Below are 17191 nucleotides of genomic sequence, written 5' to 3'. Positions count from 1 at the left end.
ACGTGAGAGTTTGAAACTCTCATCGTGAGTTACTGGTTACCAATGAAAGAGTGCGACTTTTTAACCGACACAGAATCGCTGAAATAAGTTTGGCAGTTGAAAGATTGAAAACTGCTTCTCGATTGATTGTCGTGTTAAGTTGGATGGTTTCTTTTATCCGTTCAGACAGTTGATCAGCTAGTTCGTTTAGCTGTGTTTTCGCGCGCCACAGCTCGGCATTAAGCCCGTCTGTTTCCTCCTTGAGCCTGTCTGTTTCCTCCTTGAGCCTGTGTATTTCTTCCTGATGTGACCACGGAGAACTAATTGAATTTATTTCGTGGAATTCGTGTGGTGATATGGGCAAATCCGTGGCGTCCGGTTCAAATTTTAAGTACCACTCCGCACCCAGCTGATTGAACATGGTCGCATATGGCCCGTTGTGACTAAGTAAGTATTTAGTCTTTTCGGCATCAATGTCATTTTCACTCTTGATGTGGGGTATAAAGGTCGACCGAAAATTGGAGGCGCTAATGTCGTCCATCAGCCTCGCGAGCACCAACCGGTGTTCGTTGATCGACCGTATGCTCGTTGCCGGGAGAGGGCGACTTGTGTTGCTTTCATGCAAGCGAAATTCTATCAGTGCGTCCTGCAGTACGAAAATCTCGTACAATTGTAACAGGCGCACCCACAAATCCATGTCAGGGAGCTGTCTATATCTATTGTCATACGCGCCAACTTTACTGAATATTTCCTTCTTTAGAAGAACCGATGGGTGACATAAGCAGTTTCCTCTTTCTATTATAGTTTTGAGCCATTCCTGCCTGGAACGATTGGCTTGCTGAAATACTGCATGGTATGGGGTTAACGAATCAGCGGGGATAAATGCTCCATTCGCATCTATCCATTGCACATTCGTAAAAACAGCGCCGATATCAGGTCTCTCCTGCATCACCCGGAGTTGGCGCTGAAGTTTATCTTTGTGCCAACGGTCATCGGAATTGCACACGGCTACTAGGTCTGCTTCGCTAAGCGAGAGTCCAATGTTCAATGCTTCGCATGCGCCTAAATTGCTAGGGAGTTGTTTGAAGACAATACGTTCGTCAGTGAATGATCGGATGACTGAAGCGCTCCCGTCAGAGGAGCCATCGTCAACTATTATCAGTTGAATAGAACTGATTGTTTGGTTTAAAACACTAGTAATGGCCTCTGCGATGAATTCCTGATGATTATAGGACGGCATTATTACCGATATTTTGGGCGAGTTTATCATACAGCCGCCTCCTAAGCGTCGAGTGCCTCCACTACGGACCTCGCAATCAATTTAGCATCGCTATCCGAAACTCCACCATGCAAAGGTAGCGTCAGGATCTCCCGTGCAACGCGATTTGCATTGGGTAGATTGAATGTTTTCTGGCTCATGTGCTGGGTGTATGCGGGTAAGTCAGAAATAAGGGGATAAAAATACTTCCTGGTATAAATACCAAGATCGCGTAATGCTATATATACCTTGTCTCTCAGTTGTACGTTATTTTCGACAGGAAGTCTGACGGCAAAATATTGACTGGAACTAGAAGTTCCTGGCCGTTGCTGCACTATCCGGATTTTTCTGTGTTCAGAAAGCTCATTAGTATAGATTTGGGCTACTTGGGTCCGTCGTGCCCGCTCTTCGAACAAAACGTCCAAGTTGGCCAAACCGAAGGCCGCATTGAGTTCGCTCATCTTTCCATTTATGCCAACATCCGAAATAACATCCTCAGATTCGATGCCAAAATTCTTGAGAATGTTGACACGTGCATTGACTTCTTGCGAAGTGGTGACAACAGCGCCACCTTCCCCAGTATTAAATTGCTTGGTTGCGTGAAAGCTCATGGTCGTAGCATCGCCATAGCCAACGATCGGTAACCCATTAAAGGAGGCGTCGAATACATGGGCACCGTCGTAAAGTACGGGAACGCCGCTAGCTTCCGATATCTTCGCGAACGCGTCTAAATCGCATGGACATCCATAAACATGAACGCCGACGATTCCGCTCACATCATCATCTAACGCGTTTTCGGTTGCCGTAGCATCCAACGTTAGAAAATCCTCATCGATGTCTACCAGCACAGGATCTAGTCCAATCCATAATAAGGCGCCGACAGTTGCGGCGAAGGTAAACGGCGTGGTGATTACTTTATTCTTAAACTTAAGGGCTTTAGCTGCTATTTCGATAGCTACAGTACCGTTGCTCATTAGATTGACATGTCGTGTACGGAATAATTCAGATAGACGTAATTCGAGTTCTGACGATAACGCTCCTCCGTTCGTTAGCCTTCGACTCTGCAGTGCCGGAGCAAGTATCGAAAGATAGTCTTCGCCTGCGGGCACCAAGGGGTGTGCTACGTAGATAGGAGGTCTAGACATTGGAATTATTTCTCGCCTTTGCTGGAACACCAATGACTACCGCATTGCCTTCCACATTATTAACGACACAAGCACCAGCGCCAATTACGACATTGTCGCCGATTGTCAAAGCAATCCCAGAGCTACCGTTCTTTATAGTTGCGCCCACTCCAACCCAGACGCCACGACCAATCGTTACGTTTCCAGCAATATTTGCCCCGGGAGAAACGTAGCTATTCTCACCAATGACCACATCGTGGGAAATCACTGCACCAAAGTTGATGATGACATTTGCCCCCACGGATGCCCCAGTCGAGATGACAGTGTTGGCAAATATTTGGGCGGGCTCAAAAATTTTTGCCGTTGGGGCAACAAGCGCGCTTGGGCTTATAAAACTTCCCATACTACAGCCCGCATCTCTAAGAGATTGTAATACTCTACGTCGGCCGGCAATTTGCCCAAATCCGAGATGCCATTTTGCAGAAGGATAAAGCTCAATTGCATGCTCGCGCGTGAGGACTAAAAGATCCTCAACCAAGTGGCCGTAGCGGAAATCATCGACGAAAGCCACCACTTCGACACCAGCCGCCATCAGCTGAAATCTAAGCTCTCTAGCATGGCCTCCTGCACCATAGATTATAGCTGTATCCGACATTTCGTCAGCTGCCGACAGAGAATTGCTGGGTGTTGCTTCGGTTAAAACCCCACAGGATTGGGTTGCTCCGGGGCTTGGTCAGTCGCAGAACCGTACCATTTCTAACGTTTTCACATTCTTTTTGCATTGTGGCCCGCTTTTTGTAGCTTTAGTTGATGACTCATCGGCAATGATGTGGCTGCAAACGGAAAGATCGCTCCCATCAGAATCGCTGGTTCGACGACATTAGATATCACCCAATAAACATCAAGGGTCAGTTGGGAGGGTGATCACGGTGGTTAATGGAAACAAACCGTACAAAAGCAAAGTAGAGACAATTAATGGACAAATCCGACCTCATTTTTGCGACGACGCTTGTATTGATATTCATCCCAGGAGCGATGGCGTGCTATATCTATATTCGGTACGAATTACGCGATCCGCCGACTTTTGTGTGGCGGAAAGCAACTGAGCCGAAAATAGCCTATGCGTTTCTCGCACACGTTACCCGCACTATCTTGGCAGGCGTCGCCCTCTTTTTTTGCCTTGGCGAGAATGATGCCAACCGACACATTTAGGGACGTTCTGCGGGTCTTGTCGCCAGCATTTGGCCTAATCGTTGGAATGGTAATTGGCCGAATTCTTTTCGTTCATATGTGGCAAATCATGGGGTTGGTGCGGTCTTAGGCGCGTACTTTCACATGCGATACCATGAACTCACAAGCGCGAAACCATTGTTCACCGCGTTTGTCTGGTCGATTGCTATGATAGTCGGCACCCCAATAGCAGCACTCATCGTAGTCATTTTGGACCGAGCTCTCTAACTTCGATCAGCATCACCTTTAGCCTTGCGCCGCCTAAGGGTCTTTACCGGTATGTGTTAGAGTTCCGGCACGGGCGACCAGGATATCCACTGCCTTGGCCGCCCGCTCCGGCGAGATTGGTGGGCAGGTGACACGCTCTTCCGTTGTATGCGGATATTCCGGATTTCTCCGAGGATCTTTGCTGCTCCAGGAACGACGGTTTCAAGCTGTGCAGTCATTGCGGCCAACTGCGCCACGTCGATCTTGTTTTGAGCCGTGGGAATGGCTTTGATCCCGGTGTGGTTGAGGATCGCAAGACTTACCTGGCGCACCCCTTCAACTGCCAGCAAGAAACGCGATTGAGTGGTCGTAACATTTCTTGTGTCTGTTAAATATGCCTCGGCGTCTGCCAGGCGCTGGCGAACGACAAGTTCATCGCGCCGGGTGATTTTGACCGCGCCAATTTTGATAAGGTTTTGAACGGTTGCTTCCCACGTCATCTTGATCGCTTGATGATTACTCCATCTCCGGGACGTCGCCAGATTGAAACAGAATCGTCGGAGGGCCGTAGCCACCCACATCAGGCTGGGCATCGCGAACCCACGCCAAGACGCCCACGCATTTTACCGCGAGATAACGCGCCATTCGGGTGGCGTCTTCTGGGGTATCGAACTGCATCGGATCGTAAGCAGGCACAAGGTGCCCATTGTCTGCGCGGCTGAATGCGACAACAATAATAAGACGCGCGGGATGAGGTTTGGCGTCAGCCAATTCAGACATCCTTTTTCTTCATCAATTTTCTCAGTTCTGTCTCAACAGAAAGCAGCACGTTTGGATGCATCGCCAGATTGGTATTTTCGGCTACTTCGATCATTGCGGCGAGGACCTCGTCCTTGGCCCATCCTGCCACCTGGGCGTCGCCCAGGAGCTCGAGCATTCGATCTTCCACTGCCCGCTGACAGTCAGCGAAGCGGTCTGGATGGTTTGGCGGATATTGGCTTTGGAATGATCACTGTCTGAACTTGTCCAATGGAAATCGTTCCTTGTTGACCGGAGGCTCGCCAAAATTCTCGACACTATAAAGCGCGAGCACTTGCGGACCGCCATCGTCGGGCATCCCAGAGAAAATGTACACCTCGCCCATCTCAGGATGTAATCCATGAGTACCTGCAAACGAAAATTCATCAGGATCAGCTGATTCGTGAAAGGTGATGTTTACGACCCGTCGTCTTGCTCATGGAAGATGATTTCCACGGAACCCGAAAGCTCGCGCTTATCAGCCAACGCTATCCGGATTTCGTACTCAAACTCGGGATCGAGCGTGAAATCCTTATCGCGGAACCTGACTTTCCATGGCATCGCTCAATCTTGCGGCGGCGACAGAATAGCCGCTCGCATGTCATTTATGGCGGCAGATAGTTTCTCCGCAACTTCAAGAAATTCGTCAACTTCGTAAGCACGTATACTGGTCGATCCCCCGCCTGCTGTCGTGATGTTGAGAACAACGTAGCGGCGACCTGTGTCAGGTTCAAATTTCAACTTCATTGCGGCCATGGTTCCCGCGTCAATGTGTGCATCGACACGCTTCAGCAGGTTGGCGCGCAGCGATGACCTCAAAGTCTTGAAAAAGCCAACTGCCATGGATCGTCCCCCTTGTTGGTTCGGATGATAGTCGATCTTTGTTGTTCACAAGCTGGCATCGCCGTCCTTCTTGGCCGATTTCGCTGGTATCTGGCGAATCCCGTTGGCGGGAAATCGATAGCAGGATCGATCGAGAGGTCGCTGGTGCGATTGTAGGGTTCGGGCACCCATTAATGGCTGCAAAAAATCAGCTATCATCAGCATTTTCAAAACGTTTCTGATCACTTCCATCTTTGTAAAAACCATTGGTCGATTGGTCTCATTCATACGCGACCGATTGCTGCCCAAGAAATTAGCCGACAATCCTCGGCAGCAAACTCGACCCGTAATGATGTACATCGACTATCTCCATGCAGGACGGACAACTGTCATTCGCACGGCAACGTAACTGTGCAAGAACTGCTGACCAAGTCAGTGCCGCGCCGCGCCAAAGCTTTTGCGACAGAGCCGCTCGTTCCCGCGTCAGCATGAGCACCGCCAGCTTCAGGCAAGCTTGATTTGACACATATGAACCAAACGTTTTCAGGAAAGGCGCATCATGATCAATACGATGACGGGCTATAGGCTGATTGCCGCCGACTTGCCGCGCTCGCTCGCCCGCGTCTCCAAGGAGCCGATCGTTCAGCGTGAGAGCGATTATTATCTGAAAAACATAGGCAATGTGAAATCCATCGACGATTTCATGAAAGATACGAAGCTGTACAACTACGCATTGAAGGCATTCGGCCTTGAGGATATGGCCTATGCCAAAGCCTTTATCCGCAAGGTGCTCACCGAAGGCATAGACAATCCCGACAGTTTCGCCAACAAGCTGACCGATCCCCGTTACAAGGAACTTGCGACGACATTCAATTTCGTCAAGCTTGGTGACAAGGCAACTGCCCAGCCTGGAGTGAAGCAGCCCATCGTCGACAAATATGTGCGCCAGACGCTGGAGGTCGAGACGGGCCAGCAGAATGAGGGCGTGCGGCTGGCGCTGTATTTCGCCCGCAAGGCGCCGACCATTACCAATGCTTTCGAGATACTTGGCGACAAGGCGCTTCTGCAGGTCTTCCAGGCGACCTTCAACATGCCGGCGCAGATGTCCAATCTCGACATTGACCGACAGGCCAAACTGGTCGAGGACAAACTTGATCTGAAGGATCTCAAGGACCCTGCCAAACTCGACAAGCTGTTGACGCGGTTCACGGCCATGTATGAGATGAACAATCCTTCCACTGCTGCGAGCGCGCCATCCTTGCTGCTGGGAGGAACGGCCACCATCGGGATTTCGGCAAGCATTCTTGCGACCCTGCAATCCTTCAAGCTGGGTGGTCGTTGATGGAAAATTCGATCTATGTTGGGCTTTCGGCACAAATCTCGCTGGAGCGCCGGCTCGATACGCTGGCTCACAACGTCGCCAACATGTCGACGCCTGGCTTTCGTGCCACAGGCATGAAGTTCGAGGCAATGGTGTCGAAAGCCGCGGAAAACGCGAGTTTCGTCACGGCCGGCGAAAGCTACATCAAGACCGAAGCCGGTCCGATTACCCAGACGGGCAATCCTCTGGATGTGGCGGCGAAAGGCGACGTTTGGTTCTCCCTTCAGTCACCGGCCGGTCAGGTCTATACGCGCGATGGTCGTATGCAGATGTCGACGACGGGCGAACTGCTCTCCGTCAAGGGCTATCCCATTCTCGATGCGGGCGGGCAGCCATTGACGATCGATCCGAATGGTGGGCCGCCTGATATTTCGTCGGATGGCGCGGTCTATCAAAACGGCAGGCAATTGGGCGCGATCGGTCTTTTTACTATCAGTCCGAACGCCAAACTCACCTATTTCGACAATTCCTCGGTCATTCCGAGCATGGCGGCTCAGCCTGCCATCGACAATCCCAATGCCGGTGTAATACAGGGTTCGATCGAGGGGTCGAATGTAGACGCAATCAGCGAAATGACGCGGTTGATGAGCGTATCACGCGCTTTCGAACGTGTTGACGCATTGCTTCGCGGCAGTGAGAACACTTTCTCCGAAGCCATAAAGACGCTCGGATCGAAGACATGATCGCCGTTTGACCATGCAGTCGCTTGAAGCCGCCTTGCCGACGATACGCCAACGGACGGGCAGCCTTGATGCGCTGGCAAGGATCGTGTCGCAGATCGTTCAGGAGCGAAATCCGGTTGTTGTCGGCGGCTATGTCAATGAGGTGTCGCGCTCCGCCATCGGGGTTCGTGGGATATCGGACAAGGTTCAACTCGGTGACATCGTGGCAATCCGCTCTGACAGCCAGCTCCACCCGGCAGAGGTCGTCCGGCTCGAACAGACCAGGGTCCTGATCAAGCCGTTCGATGACCGCATCATGCCATCGCTTGGAACACCGGTCTTCCCGGAAGGACCGTTCCGCATTGCCCCTGCACCCGACTGGAAGGGCAGGGTGATCAGTGCTCTGGGATATCCGCTCGACAGCAAGGGACCATTATCGGCGGGAACCGACCCGAAACCGGTGGATTGTCCGGCACCGTCGGCGATGAATCGTGGCCGGGTGGAAAGGGGACTGCGCACCGGCGTCAATGTGGTCGATGTCTTCGTACCGATGTGCTTTGGCCAGCGCATGGGCGTTTTCGCCGGGTCTGGCGTTGGCAAATCCACACTGCTCGCCATGATGACCAGAGCCACCGACTTCGATACAGTCGTGCTGGCTCTGACCGGCGAGCGCGGGCGTGAAGTACGGGACATGCTTGAAGATACAATGGCGGGGAAGCTTGAAAAGACCATCGCCGTCATCGCCACGGGCGACGAAAGCCCGATGATGCGCCGGCTTGCTCCCAATACGGCGACGGCGATTGCAGAATACTTCCGGGATCGGGGCGAGAATGTCCTGCTGATCGTTGATTCCATCACGCGCTTCGCCCATGCTGCGCGCGAAATCGCCATCGCAGCCGGCGAACCACCGGTATCGCGCGGTTATCCACCAAGCGTCTTCAGTCAGCTACCGCGCCTGCTTGAACGGGCTGGACCAGGTCTTAAAAGCGGTGGCACGATTACCGGTATCTATGCGGTTCTTGTCGACGGCGATGACCACAATGATCCGATCTCCGATGCCATTCGCGGCACGCTGGATGGCCATATTGTTCTTGATCGCAGCATCGCGGCGCAGGGACGGTTCCCTGCAGTCGATATTCTCGGTTCCATCTCTCGCCTTGCCCAGCATAACTGGACAACAGAACAACAGAAATTGGTGACCAGTCTGCGCGGCCTTGTCGCCCGCTATGAGGAAACGCGTGATCTGCGCATGATCGGCGCCTATCAGACAGGCAGCGATCTTCTCATCGATCAGGCGGTCAATCTTGTCCCTCTCATCTATGACGCCATGCAGCAAACGCCGGCCTCGCCACTCTCGCAGGATCCTTACAACGACCTTGCGGCGTCGCTGCGACCAAAGGAGGTGGCATGAAAGAGGCCGCGCCCGTTGAGAGAACGGATCACTGAGATGCAGGTGATGATTGATGGACAGCCACGCTTCCAGCCTTTCGGCTTATCCTATTGGGGTTTTGCAGATCTCAATAGAGGAGTTGGAAGCATGACTGCATCTTATGATTACCATATCGGCGTTGACTACCCCAAATCCTATAGCCATCTGGTTGTCCAGGACAGCAACGGCAAGACGCTGCGCTCCGGTCGGGTGAAGAATGACCGCCAGTCGCTGGGCGGGTTTCTGGAACGCTACCGGGAGAACTCTCATGCCGTTGTCGAAGCGACCCGCAACTGGATGGTGTACGACTGGCTCGACGACATCTGCGATGATGTCGTTCTCGCCCACCCGCTGAAGGTCAAGGCGATCGCCGACGCCAAGATCAAGACCGACAAGATCGACGCGACGGTGCTGGCGCATCTGCTTCGGGCCGACCTGGTGCCGGAGGCTTGGGCACCGAGCGACAAGGCCCGGGAACTACGCGTCGCCCTGCGTGAGCGGATGTTTTACGTGCGGCTGCGCACGATGACGAAGAACCGCATCGTCACGGTCTTTGATCGGTATCCGGAGCAGACGGCACAGCTGAAGAAGCTCGGTGATCTGTTCGGCAAGGCCGGTCGCGTCCAGCTCGCCCAGGTCAACGTCTCAGAGATCGACCGCATCCAGATCGACCGTGGCCTCGACTTCATCGGCGATATCAATGAGCGGATCAAGCAGTCGGAAGCGACGATCCGGGCCATGACCAAGGCCAACGCCAATGTGAAGCTTTTGAAGACGGTCCCCGGCATCGGTGAGTTCTTCGTCCGACTAATCGATGCGGAGATTGATGACATATCGCGGTTCCGCACGCCCAAGAAGCTTGCCGCCTATGCGGGGCTTGTGCCCTCGACCTATTCGAGCGGCGGCAAGACCTTCCACGGCAAGATCATCAAGCAGGGCAACAAGTGGCTGCGCTGGGCTTTCGTTGAAGCGGTCGCGCCCGCCATCGCGACCGATCCGCAGCTGCGCGCCCAATACGAACACCTGAAGATCAGAGGAACCAACAAGGCGCGTGTGGCCATCGCGCGCAAGCTTTTGACGATCGTCTTCCAGATCCTGCGTGACCAGCGCGCTTACGAGCCGCGCGGCACCACCACGGAAGGCGCGTCGACGATATCCCGGTTGTCCTGATGACTGCCTAGCGAGCCCGGCAGGACTGGGCTGCGCTCTTGAAGGAGAATGGGAAACCGGGAACCGAACGCCACTATGTGACCGAAGCCAGGATGGCATCAGGGTCACGCATTGGAGAATGGTTCGAGAACCGCTGGACGCAAACAAACTGCCCAGCGGAGGGAAAGATTTAGCCGATCGGCACAGACGCCGGTCAAAACACAAGCGAACCAAGGAAAAGCCGCCGGTAGAAGGCGTTCTGCCCCTTGTGTTCTTTCATTGGAGCAATCATGACGCAACAACAAGCTGTGCCCGCGAAATCCGCCGAGACCACGGCTACTGAGCCCAGGCTAGTTCGTCGGCGCGATAAACGCCTTGACGGTTATCTGAAGAGTGCCGGGTTCGTACTGGCGGTCGGCAGCTTTGTGCTGCCCTTCGTGATGTATTACGACGTTCTTGACGCGCAATCGACGCCCATATCCTCAGGTAAAAAGGTCAATGATCCGCTCAACCGGACCAATCAGAAGGTCGTACGTGACACCCATGGGAGAAATGGAGCTTCGCCAGGCAAACCGAGCGAGGAACTTGATCCCATGACAACCGCCACGACCGCGGAGTTGAAGGAAGACCGGACGGCTAGCAGCGAAGAGGCCAGCAAGCAGGCGTTTCCCGGCAAACCGGTTTTTCTGTTACGCGAGATCGTTGGCGGACTGGTTATGATCGAAGATGATACCGGCTACTGGTTCGTCGAAAAAGGCGCAACCCTCCCCGATGGAAGCAAGCTCGTCGCCATCGAACGTGGTGATGGCAAGGACGGTTGGCAGATCAAGACATCCGACGGCGATGTGATCAGCCGCACCAACTAGTGAACGTCGTTTTGAACATAAGTTCCTGGCGGATCGGGCCGCAAGTCTCACGCAAGTTTGAAAGCATAGGTTAAGGCAAGATTAACCAGCCAGACGTGCGAGGAAAGACATGCAGGGCATCCATCTGTTTGAGCTGGCATCACGTCAGGCCGAATGGCTCTCGGTAAGGCAAGCGGCGATCTCGGGAAATGTCGCCAACGCGAATACGCCGGGCTTCAAGGCACGCGATGTCGAGCCGTTCAAGGATGTGCTGGAACAAACGCAGCTGACCATGGCCGCGACCAATCCCAACCATCTTGAGATCGACGCGTCCGGCATCAGCGCGACAGCGCTGCGCACGGATGCGGTGACCGAACAGAATCATTCCAAAAATACGGTCAGCCTCGAGGAGGAAATGGTGAAATCCGGCGAGATCAACCGTCAGTTTTCTCTCAACACCAGCATCGTCAAAGCGTTTCACCGCATGATGCTGTCAGCGGTAAAGAGCTAAGATGTCCGATCCACTGCAAGCTGCCCTCAAAGTCGCCGCATCCGGTCTTTCCGCGCAATCGACGCGCCTGCGCATTGTTTCGGAAAACCTCGCCAATGCACAGTCGACCGGCAAGACCGCCGGCAGCGACCCGTACCGGCGCAAGACGGTTTCCTTTGCGACAGAGCTTGATCGCGCCACTGGCGTCGAAACGGTGCGCATTGCCGAAGTCGGCAAGGATACCTCTGCCTTTACCGAAGAATATGACCCAAGCCATCCGGCAGCCGATGCCAATGGCTATGTGAAATTGCCCAATGTCAGCATGGTCGTCGAAATGGCGGACATGCGTGAAGCCAATCGCTCCTATGAAGCCAATCTCCAAGTGGTCAAGCAAGCACGCGAACTGATTGCCATGACTGTCGACCTTTTGAGGAATTCCTGATGATAGACCAACTTCTCAGTGTTTCCACGCGTAACGCTCTCTCGAATTTGGCGGAGACCGTAGCCCCAAGCGCAGCGTCCCCCGCTGCAACCACAGGCCAGTCTTCATTCGGCAATGTTCTGTCGCAACTGGCAGGATCGGTCAGCAACAAGCTTGAAGGCGCCGAAGCGGTTTCCATGAAGAGTATGACCGGCGACGTGCCAACCCGGGATGTCGTGAATGCGGTCATGGACGCGGAACAGTCGCTGCAAACGGCCATCGCCATCCGTGACAAGATTGTCCAGGCCTATCTCGAAATCAGCCGCATGCCTATCTAAGGATCAACGATGAAAGCGCTTACTATTGCTGCAACCGGCATGAATGCCCAGCAGCTCAATCTGGAAGTGATTGCCAACAACATCGCCAACATCAACACAACGGGCTTCAAGCGCGCCAAGGCGGAATTTTCGGATCTGCTGTATCAGGCAGAACGCACGGCAGGCGTGCCCAATGCGGCGAACCAAAGCATCATTCCCGAAGGGGCAATGGTCGGGCTTGGTGTTCAGACATCGGCGGTCCGCAATCTGCATATCCAGGGAAGTCTCAACCAGACGGGCAACCCGTTCGACGTGGCGCTCGTTGGCCGCGGATGGTTCCAGATCCAGAATCCGGCTGGCGAGACACTGTATAGCCGGGCCGGCGCATTCAACACGAACAGTACGGGCCAACTGGTGACGCTCGATGGAAATCTGGTCGAACCGAACATCATTGTTCCGACCGATGCGATCGAGGTCAAAATTACCGATACGGGCCAGGTGTTTGCGAAAATGGCCGATCAGACGGCACTGGTCGATCTCGGCCAGCTGACGATCGCGAACTTCGCCAATGAAGCCGGGTTGGAGCCACTTGGCGACAATCTCTACAAGCAGACCGATGCTTCAGGTGATGCGGTTGTCGGCGTCCCGGGCGATCCTGGATTTGCGACGTTGAAGCAGGCCTATCTCGAGAATTCCAATGTCGATCCGGTCAAGGAAATCACCGATCTGATCACGGCGCAGCGCGCCTACGAGATGAATTCGAAGGTGATTCAGGCTGCGGACGAAATGGCTCAAGTCGTTTCAAAGAACCTGCGCTAAGGAACATTATGAAGGTGGCAACTTGTTCGGCTAAAAATATCATTCGCATAGTGGCCTTGGCCGGCTGCGTTTGGCCGTTTGCGTTTGCCGCCCATGCCGACCGCATAGCGTTCCTCGTTCCCTCGCAGATTATCTACCCGGGCGAGATAATCGGTGGTTCAGGACTTCACGAAAAATACTTCACGATCAAAGCAAGTGCAGCGGGCCAATATGTCCTGTCTTCGCAACAGCTTGTCGGCAAGGTGGCACGCCGTACCCTGCTGCCAGGACAGCCAATTCTGGTCAATGCATTGAATGAGCCTGATCTGGTCGAGCGCGGTGTTCCGGTAGCTCTGGTGTACAGCACGGGTACATTGGTCATCACCGCCAAAGGCACGCCGATGGAAGCCGGACACGCTGGCGACTTCATCAAGGTACGCAATATGGACAGCGGCATTATTGTCTCCGGCACGGTGTTGGCTGACGGCAGCATCCAGGTCGGGATGCAATGATGCGTTTTACAGCCGCTCTCCTCGTCGGGATACTGGCAGGTACGGTCGTCGTGAACGCAGCTGAGCCGTCGGCGAATGCCAAACTCTATGGCACACCTGGCGAAGCCAAGGCTGCGTGGCGAAAGGCCGAAGCCCAGGCCGCGCTGCAAAGAGGTGATGACGGGCACTGGGGCGGTCCCGCGTCGCCGTTGGGACAAGGCGGCGCGATTGCCCGCCTGAAGGATATCGCCAACATCCAGGGCGTGCGCGAAAATCAGCTTGTCGGTTATGGTCTCGTCATAGGCTTGAATGGGACGGGCGACAGCCTGCGCAGTGCACCTTTCACCGAACAATCCTTGCGGGCGATGCTCGACAATCTCGGAATTAGCCCACCTCCGGGCTCCTCGCGGGTAAAGAATGTCGCGGCGGTTATCGTCACCGCCAACCTGCCACCCTTTGCCGGACGCGGCTCACGCATCGATATTACGGTTTCCTCCCTCGGTGACGCAACCTCGCTTGCCGGCGGAACATTGGTGATGACGCCGCTGGCCGCGGCCGATGGCCAGACCTATGCTGTTGCACAGGGAAATATGGTCGTCTCCGGCTTCGTGGCTTCGGGACAGGCTGAAACCTTGACGCAAGGCGTTCCGACCAGTGGCCGCATTCCGAACGGCGCGCTCGTTGAAAAGGAAGTGACCGGCAATTTCGGCCAGGACGAACTTGTGGTTGAATTGCGCGAGGCAGACTTTACGACAGCCATACGCATCACCGATACGATCAATGCCTTTGCCAAGCGCCGCTATAACCAGCCGGTTGCGAAAGAACGCGACTCAAAGTCGATCCGCTTGCGCAGGCCAAAGAATATTTCCGCAACACGATTCCTCGCTGAAATCGAGGGCCTGCCGGTGGTGACGGATGAAGTCGCACGTGTTGTGGTCGATGAGCGCACCGGCACGGTGGTTATCGGTGAAAAGGTGCGTATCTCGCGTGTCGCAATCAGCCATGGCAGCTTGTCGGTGCGCGTCACCGAGACACCGACGATCGTCCAGCCCGAGCCTTTTTCCGATGGCGTGACTGCAGTCGAACCGAACACGACCATTGATGCAACACAGGCGTCGAAGCTCGGCATTCTCGGCGGCACCGATCTCGAAAGTCTCGTTAAAGGGCTGAATCAGATCGGCGTCAAACCACAGGGAATTATCGCGATCCTGCAGGGTATCAAGACGGCGGGCGCATTGCATGCGGAGCTGGTGGTCCAATGACTATGGTATCGGGTCTAAAGAAATCGATCAGGCCAAGTCTTGCGGCGCTCGTGTTCACTTCGGCTCTGTTGCTGCCTGTGACCCATGCTGTTTCGCAGGAAACGGCAGTCAAGCAAGAGAGCGGTCAGGAGATTGACCGCTATTGCACCAACATCAGCGACAAGGCGGCCGACGAACGCTATGCCATGCAGACACGCGAACTGGCACAGCTGCGGGCAGACATAGACAGCCGTATCGAGCAGCTCGATACCAAGCGCAAGGAATATGAAGTCTGGCTGAAGCGGCGCGACGAGTTTATCGACAAGGCCGAAGATTCCCTTGTTGGCATCATCTCCAAGATGCGGCCGGATGCAGCAGCAGCGCAGATGGCGCTGCTTGGTGATGAAGCCGCGGCAGCACTTCTTCTCAAACTTAACCCCCGGGTCTCCAGTGTCATCTTGAATGAAATGCCTGCGGAAAAATCATCGAAGCTTGCCCGCGTCATCGTCGGGTCACGCATTGTTCCAGCAGCAGAAAGAACCGCCCAATGAAAAAAGCGGCACAATCAATCGCCCTTGTCAGCGTGTTCGCTCTTGCCGGCTGCGCGAACAACATTCGCGACTTCAATCGCGCGCCGGAAATGTCGCCGGTCGGCACAGGTGTTGGCCAGGGCTTCAACGTTACCGACCCGGCCTATTACCCGTCGCAACCGCGGCCGCAAAAATATTCGCTGTGGCGCGATAGTCAGGCGAGCTTCTTTCGTGACCCCAGGGCGACCAATCCCGGCGACGTGCTGACGGTTGATATCACGATTGACGACAAGGCAAAGCTGGACAACAAATCTGACCGGTCGCGTGTCGCATCCTCCGGCTACGGATTGTCCGCTGACATAGGCGGTAGTGGGGTGTCCGCCAGCGATATTGAAGGAAACCTTGCGCTCAATTCGGATAGCCGGTCCAAGGGCGAGGGCAAAATCGACAGATCGGAAAAGATCAATCTGCAGGTTGCCGCGATCGTGACCGCCATTTTGCCGAACGGCAACATGGTTATCCGGGGCTCCCAGGAAATCGGGGTCAACAACGAGTTGCGGGTTCTTAATGTGGCGGGCGTGGTCCGTCCCCGCGACATCACCAATCTGAACAGAATTCCATACGACAAGATTGCCGAAGCGCGGATTTTCTATGGTGGACGTGGACGGCAAAGCGAGGTGCAACAGCCGCCTTGGGGGCAGCAGATCCTCGATACCGTGTCGCCGATCTAGGATTGATGATGAGTGTTGCTGAAGCTACGCCATCCGCCCCGAAAGGGCCTTCGATTGTCGCGCTGATCGGCGTCGTTGCGGTGCTGACGCTTGTCGCAGCGGGCGGTGGCTGGTTGCTTGGCGGCCAACTCGGCTTGGGCCTTTCCGAAGCAGCCAAGACCGAGAGTGCCAAACAGACTATGGCAGCGGAAGTGCCTACGGGCAGCGTCGTTCCGCTGAAACCAATACTCACCAACATCAAGATACCGCAGGACGTGTGGATCAGGCTCGAAGCCGGTGTCGTCGCGCGGCCCGGCGAAAAGGTTTCGGACGAGCTTGCCGCCACGGTCGCTGGCGATTTCATGGCTTTCATGAAAACAGTCAATTTAATGCAGCTGCGCGGGCCCGCAGGGATCGAGTATCTAAGGACTGATTTGCAGGAGCGCGCGGCAATACGCTCCGAAGGCAAGATCGAAAAAGTCTATATCTGGGCGCTGGTGATGGAATGAAAAGATGTTTTCTGACGCCTGCGTTACTCCTGGTTCTCACCGGGAGCGCGATGGCCCAAACCTCGCTGCTTGAAGGTTTGCTCCCGCCCGGCAGTGCATCGACCAGTGGCCAGATCATGCAGATGCTGGCAGCGCTGACGGTGCTGTCCATCGCGCCGGGCCTGTTGATCATGGTGACCAGCTTTACCCGCTTCGCCATTGCCTTTTCCATGCTGCGCTCAGGTCTGGGCCTGCAGACGACGCCGGCCAATCTGGTGATGATCAGCCTTGCCTTGTTCATGACATTCTATGTCATGGCGCCTGTGTTTGATCGGGCTTGGCAAAATGGCGTCCAGCCGCTGGTCAACAATCAGATTACACAGGAAGTGGCTATCAACGAGATCGCCACCCCGTTCCGCGAGTTCATGCTGCGACAGGTGCGCGACAAGGATCTGCGCCTTTTCGAGGATCTGGCGGACGAGTCCTTTCGCACCAAAGCCAATGAAGTTGTCGACATGCGCATCCTCATTCCAGCCTTTATGATCTCTGAACTGCGCCGCGGTTTCGAGATCGGCTTCCTGATCGTCTTGCCGTTTCTGGTGATCGACCTCATCGTTGCGACGCTGACCATGTCGATGGGCATGATGATGCTGCCGCCGACGGTATTGTCGCTCCCCTTCAAGATCCTGTTCTTCGTGCTCATCGATGGCTGGAATATTCTTGTCGGCAGCCTGATCCGCTCGTTTTCCTGAAGGGCTGTCCAGCTCTTTACCAAGAAGAAAAAATTAACATTTTGTGTTATTGAAACTGTAATACTTATG

At 54.6% G+C, this 17191-nt stretch carries 24 protein-coding genes; 16 read left to right on the top strand and 8 right to left on the bottom strand.

Annotated features, from left to right (window positions below):
- Nucleotides 1-19: 19 nt before the first annotated feature.
- The 3 genes from N8E88_RS08560 to N8E88_RS08550 are packed head-to-tail and all read right to left on the bottom strand — an operon-like array spanning nt 20 to nt 3016.
- The gene (locus N8E88_RS08560; protein ID WP_262292145.1) at nt 20-1249 is read right to left on the bottom strand and encodes a glycosyltransferase; all 1230 of its coding nucleotides are present in this window, start codon (nt 1247-1249) and stop codon (nt 20-22) included.
- Nucleotides 1250-1260: 11 nt separating this feature from the next.
- Nucleotides 1261-2382, bottom strand: a complete 1122-nt coding sequence (locus N8E88_RS08555) for a DegT/DnrJ/EryC1/StrS family aminotransferase (protein ID WP_262292144.1) — start codon at nt 2380-2382, stop codon at nt 1261-1263.
- Nucleotides 2375-3016: an acetyltransferase gene (locus N8E88_RS08550; protein ID WP_262292143.1), complete on the bottom strand. Its 642-nt coding sequence runs from the start codon at nt 3014-3016 to the stop codon at nt 2375-2377. Before N8E88_RS08550 ends, N8E88_RS08555 begins: the two co-directional genes overlap by 8 nt.
- Nucleotides 3017-3336: 320 nt before the next feature.
- Here N8E88_RS08550 and N8E88_RS08545 point away from each other — a divergent pair, with 320 nt between their 5' ends.
- Entirely contained in the window at nt 3337-3573 is a 237-nt protein-coding gene (locus N8E88_RS08545) for a hypothetical protein (RefSeq protein ID WP_262292142.1), read from the top strand.
- Nucleotides 3574-3875: 302 nt separating this feature from the next.
- Here the strand turns inward: N8E88_RS08545 and N8E88_RS08540 are convergent, their stop codons facing one another.
- From N8E88_RS08540 to N8E88_RS08520, 5 genes are all read right to left on the bottom strand, one after another.
- A complete protein-coding gene (locus tag N8E88_RS08540) occupies nt 3876-4298 on the bottom strand; it encodes a hypothetical protein (RefSeq protein ID WP_262292141.1) in 423 nt (140 codons plus the stop codon).
- Between the two features lie 16 nt (nt 4299-4314).
- Complete coding sequence (locus N8E88_RS08535) at nt 4315-4578, bottom strand: hypothetical protein (protein WP_262292140.1); 264 nt, start codon at nt 4576-4578, stop codon at nt 4315-4317.
- Nucleotides 4571-4735 carry a hypothetical protein gene (locus N8E88_RS08530; RefSeq protein ID WP_262292139.1) on the bottom strand — a complete coding sequence of 55 codons (165 nt, stop codon included), beginning with the start codon at nt 4733-4735 and terminating at the stop codon, nt 4571-4573. The genes N8E88_RS08535 and N8E88_RS08530 overlap by 8 nt, the downstream gene beginning before the upstream one ends.
- Nucleotides 4736-5013: 278 nt before the next feature.
- Nucleotides 5014-5157 carry a hypothetical protein gene (locus tag N8E88_RS08525; RefSeq protein ID WP_262292138.1) on the bottom strand — a complete coding sequence of 48 codons (144 nt, stop codon included), beginning with the start codon at nt 5155-5157 and terminating at the stop codon, nt 5014-5016.
- Between the two features lie 3 nt (nt 5158-5160).
- Nucleotides 5161-5439, bottom strand: coding sequence for a hypothetical protein (locus N8E88_RS08520; protein WP_262292137.1), 279 nt, complete (start codon nt 5437-5439; stop codon nt 5161-5163).
- A 538-nt stretch (nt 5440-5977) separates the two neighbouring features.
- Here N8E88_RS08520 and N8E88_RS08515 point away from each other — a divergent pair.
- The 15 genes from N8E88_RS08515 (at nt 5978) to fliP (ending at nt 17122) form a co-directional block, all read left to right on the top strand.
- Nucleotides 5978-6760: a DUF1217 domain-containing protein gene (locus tag N8E88_RS08515; protein ID WP_262292136.1), complete on the top strand. Its 783-nt coding sequence runs from the start codon at nt 5978-5980 to the stop codon at nt 6758-6760.
- Entirely contained in the window at nt 6757-7482 is a 726-nt protein-coding gene (flgF, locus tag N8E88_RS08510; protein ID WP_262292135.1) for a flagellar basal-body rod protein FlgF, read from the top strand. The genes N8E88_RS08515 and flgF overlap by 4 nt, the downstream gene beginning before the upstream one ends.
- 13 nt (nt 7483-7495) lie before the next feature.
- A complete protein-coding gene (gene fliI, locus N8E88_RS08505) occupies nt 7496-8872 on the top strand; it encodes a flagellar protein export ATPase FliI (RefSeq protein ID WP_262292134.1) in 1377 nt (458 codons plus the stop codon).
- A gap of 126 nt (nt 8873-8998) precedes the next feature.
- Nucleotides 8999-10060 carry an IS110 family RNA-guided transposase gene (locus N8E88_RS08500; RefSeq protein ID WP_262292133.1) on the top strand — a complete coding sequence of 354 codons (1062 nt, stop codon included), beginning with the start codon at nt 8999-9001 and terminating at the stop codon, nt 10058-10060.
- Nucleotides 10061-10329: 269 nt separating this feature from the next.
- Nucleotides 10330-10905 (top strand): hypothetical protein, encoded by a 576-nt coding sequence (locus N8E88_RS08495; RefSeq protein WP_262292132.1) that lies wholly within the window; start codon nt 10330-10332, stop codon nt 10903-10905.
- Between the two features lie 109 nt (nt 10906-11014).
- On the top strand, nt 11015-11395 hold the full coding sequence (gene flgB / locus N8E88_RS08490) for a flagellar basal body rod protein FlgB (RefSeq protein WP_262292131.1): 381 nt from the start codon (nt 11015-11017) through the stop codon (nt 11393-11395).
- A gap of 1 nt (nt 11396) precedes the next feature.
- Entirely contained in the window at nt 11397-11816 is a 420-nt protein-coding gene (gene flgC / locus N8E88_RS08485) for a flagellar basal body rod protein FlgC (RefSeq protein WP_112532380.1), read from the top strand.
- Nucleotides 11816-12133, top strand: a complete 318-nt coding sequence (locus N8E88_RS08480) for a flagellar hook-basal body complex protein FliE (protein WP_262292130.1) — start codon at nt 11816-11818, stop codon at nt 12131-12133. Before flgC ends, N8E88_RS08480 begins: the two co-directional genes overlap by 1 nt.
- Before the next feature lie 9 nt (nt 12134-12142).
- Nucleotides 12143-12931: a flagellar basal-body rod protein FlgG gene (gene flgG / locus N8E88_RS08475; protein ID WP_114430755.1), complete on the top strand. Its 789-nt coding sequence runs from the start codon at nt 12143-12145 to the stop codon at nt 12929-12931.
- Between the two features lie 38 nt (nt 12932-12969).
- Nucleotides 12970-13422 carry a flagellar basal body P-ring formation chaperone FlgA gene (gene flgA / locus N8E88_RS08470; protein WP_315975241.1) on the top strand — a complete coding sequence of 151 codons (453 nt, stop codon included), beginning with the start codon at nt 12970-12972 and terminating at the stop codon, nt 13420-13422.
- A complete protein-coding gene (locus N8E88_RS08465; protein WP_262292384.1) occupies nt 13422-14663 on the top strand; it encodes a flagellar basal body P-ring protein FlgI in 1242 nt (413 codons plus the stop codon). The genes flgA and N8E88_RS08465 overlap by 1 nt, the downstream gene beginning before the upstream one ends.
- Entirely contained in the window at nt 14660-15193 is a 534-nt protein-coding gene (locus N8E88_RS08460) for a MotE family protein (protein ID WP_315975232.1), read from the top strand. The genes N8E88_RS08465 and N8E88_RS08460 overlap by 4 nt, the downstream gene beginning before the upstream one ends.
- Nucleotides 15190-15903, top strand: coding sequence for a flagellar basal body L-ring protein FlgH (gene flgH / locus N8E88_RS08455; RefSeq protein WP_262292129.1), 714 nt, complete (start codon nt 15190-15192; stop codon nt 15901-15903). Before N8E88_RS08460 ends, flgH begins: the two co-directional genes overlap by 4 nt.
- Nucleotides 15904-15908: 5 nt before the next feature.
- The gene (locus N8E88_RS08450) at nt 15909-16391 is read left to right on the top strand and encodes a flagellar basal body-associated FliL family protein (RefSeq protein ID WP_262292128.1); all 483 of its coding nucleotides are present in this window, start codon (nt 15909-15911) and stop codon (nt 16389-16391) included.
- Nucleotides 16388-17122: a flagellar type III secretion system pore protein FliP gene (gene fliP / locus N8E88_RS08445; RefSeq protein ID WP_262292127.1), complete on the top strand. Its 735-nt coding sequence runs from the start codon at nt 16388-16390 to the stop codon at nt 17120-17122. Before N8E88_RS08450 ends, fliP begins: the two co-directional genes overlap by 4 nt.
- Nucleotides 17123-17191: the final 69 nt, after the last annotated feature.

Source organism: Phyllobacterium zundukense, assembly GCF_025452195.1.
GTDB classification, from domain to species: domain Bacteria; phylum Pseudomonadota; class Alphaproteobacteria; order Rhizobiales; family Rhizobiaceae; genus Phyllobacterium; species Phyllobacterium zundukense_A.
The sequence above is the reverse complement of the archived record's forward strand: the minus strand, read 5'-3'. Positions and strand labels throughout refer to the sequence as shown.

Coding starts and splice junctions, on each gene's coding strand:
- N8E88_RS08530 (WP_262292139.1), bottom strand. CDS start 4,735: ATGCTCGAGCTCCTGGGCGACGCCCAGGTGGCAGGATGGGCCAAGGAC.
- N8E88_RS08525 (WP_262292138.1), bottom strand. CDS start 5,157: ATGCCATGGAAAGTCAGGTTCCGCGATAAGGATTTCACGCTCGATCCC.
- N8E88_RS08520 (WP_262292137.1), bottom strand. CDS start 5,439: ATGGCAGTTGGCTTTTTCAAGACTTTGAGGTCATCGCTGCGCGCCAAC.
- N8E88_RS08495 (WP_262292132.1), top strand. CDS start 10,330: ATGACGCAACAACAAGCTGTGCCCGCGAAATCCGCCGAGACCACGGCT.
- N8E88_RS08555 (WP_262292144.1), bottom strand. CDS start 2,382: ATGTCTAGACCTCCTATCTACGTAGCACACCCCTTGGTGCCCGCAGGC.
- N8E88_RS08515 (WP_262292136.1), top strand. CDS start 5,978: ATGATCAATACGATGACGGGCTATAGGCTGATTGCCGCCGACTTGCCG.
- fliP (WP_262292127.1), top strand. CDS start 16,388: ATGAAAAGATGTTTTCTGACGCCTGCGTTACTCCTGGTTCTCACCGGG.
- N8E88_RS08550 (WP_262292143.1), bottom strand. CDS start 3,016: ATGTCGGATACAGCTATAATCTATGGTGCAGGAGGCCATGCTAGAGAG.
- N8E88_RS08450 (WP_262292128.1), top strand. CDS start 15,909: ATGATGAGTGTTGCTGAAGCTACGCCATCCGCCCCGAAAGGGCCTTCG.
- flgC (WP_112532380.1), top strand. CDS start 11,397: ATGTCCGATCCACTGCAAGCTGCCCTCAAAGTCGCCGCATCCGGTCTT.
- N8E88_RS08460 (WP_315975232.1), top strand. CDS start 14,660: ATGACTATGGTATCGGGTCTAAAGAAATCGATCAGGCCAAGTCTTGCG.
- flgG (WP_114430755.1), top strand. CDS start 12,143: ATGAAAGCGCTTACTATTGCTGCAACCGGCATGAATGCCCAGCAGCTC.
- fliI (WP_262292134.1), top strand. CDS start 7,496: ATGCAGTCGCTTGAAGCCGCCTTGCCGACGATACGCCAACGGACGGGC.
- N8E88_RS08540 (WP_262292141.1), bottom strand. CDS start 4,298: ATGACGTGGGAAGCAACCGTTCAAAACCTTATCAAAATTGGCGCGGTC.
- flgH (WP_262292129.1), top strand. CDS start 15,190: ATGAAAAAAGCGGCACAATCAATCGCCCTTGTCAGCGTGTTCGCTCTT.
- flgB (WP_262292131.1), top strand. CDS start 11,015: ATGCAGGGCATCCATCTGTTTGAGCTGGCATCACGTCAGGCCGAATGG.
- N8E88_RS08560 (WP_262292145.1), bottom strand. CDS start 1,249: ATGATAAACTCGCCCAAAATATCGGTAATAATGCCGTCCTATAATCAT.
- N8E88_RS08465 (WP_262292384.1), top strand. CDS start 13,422: ATGCGTTTTACAGCCGCTCTCCTCGTCGGGATACTGGCAGGTACGGTC.
- N8E88_RS08500 (WP_262292133.1), top strand. CDS start 8,999: ATGACTGCATCTTATGATTACCATATCGGCGTTGACTACCCCAAATCC.
- N8E88_RS08480 (WP_262292130.1), top strand. CDS start 11,816: ATGATAGACCAACTTCTCAGTGTTTCCACGCGTAACGCTCTCTCGAAT.
- N8E88_RS08535 (WP_262292140.1), bottom strand. CDS start 4,578: ATGTCTGAATTGGCTGACGCCAAACCTCATCCCGCGCGTCTTATTATT.
- N8E88_RS08545 (WP_262292142.1), top strand. CDS start 3,337: ATGGACAAATCCGACCTCATTTTTGCGACGACGCTTGTATTGATATTC.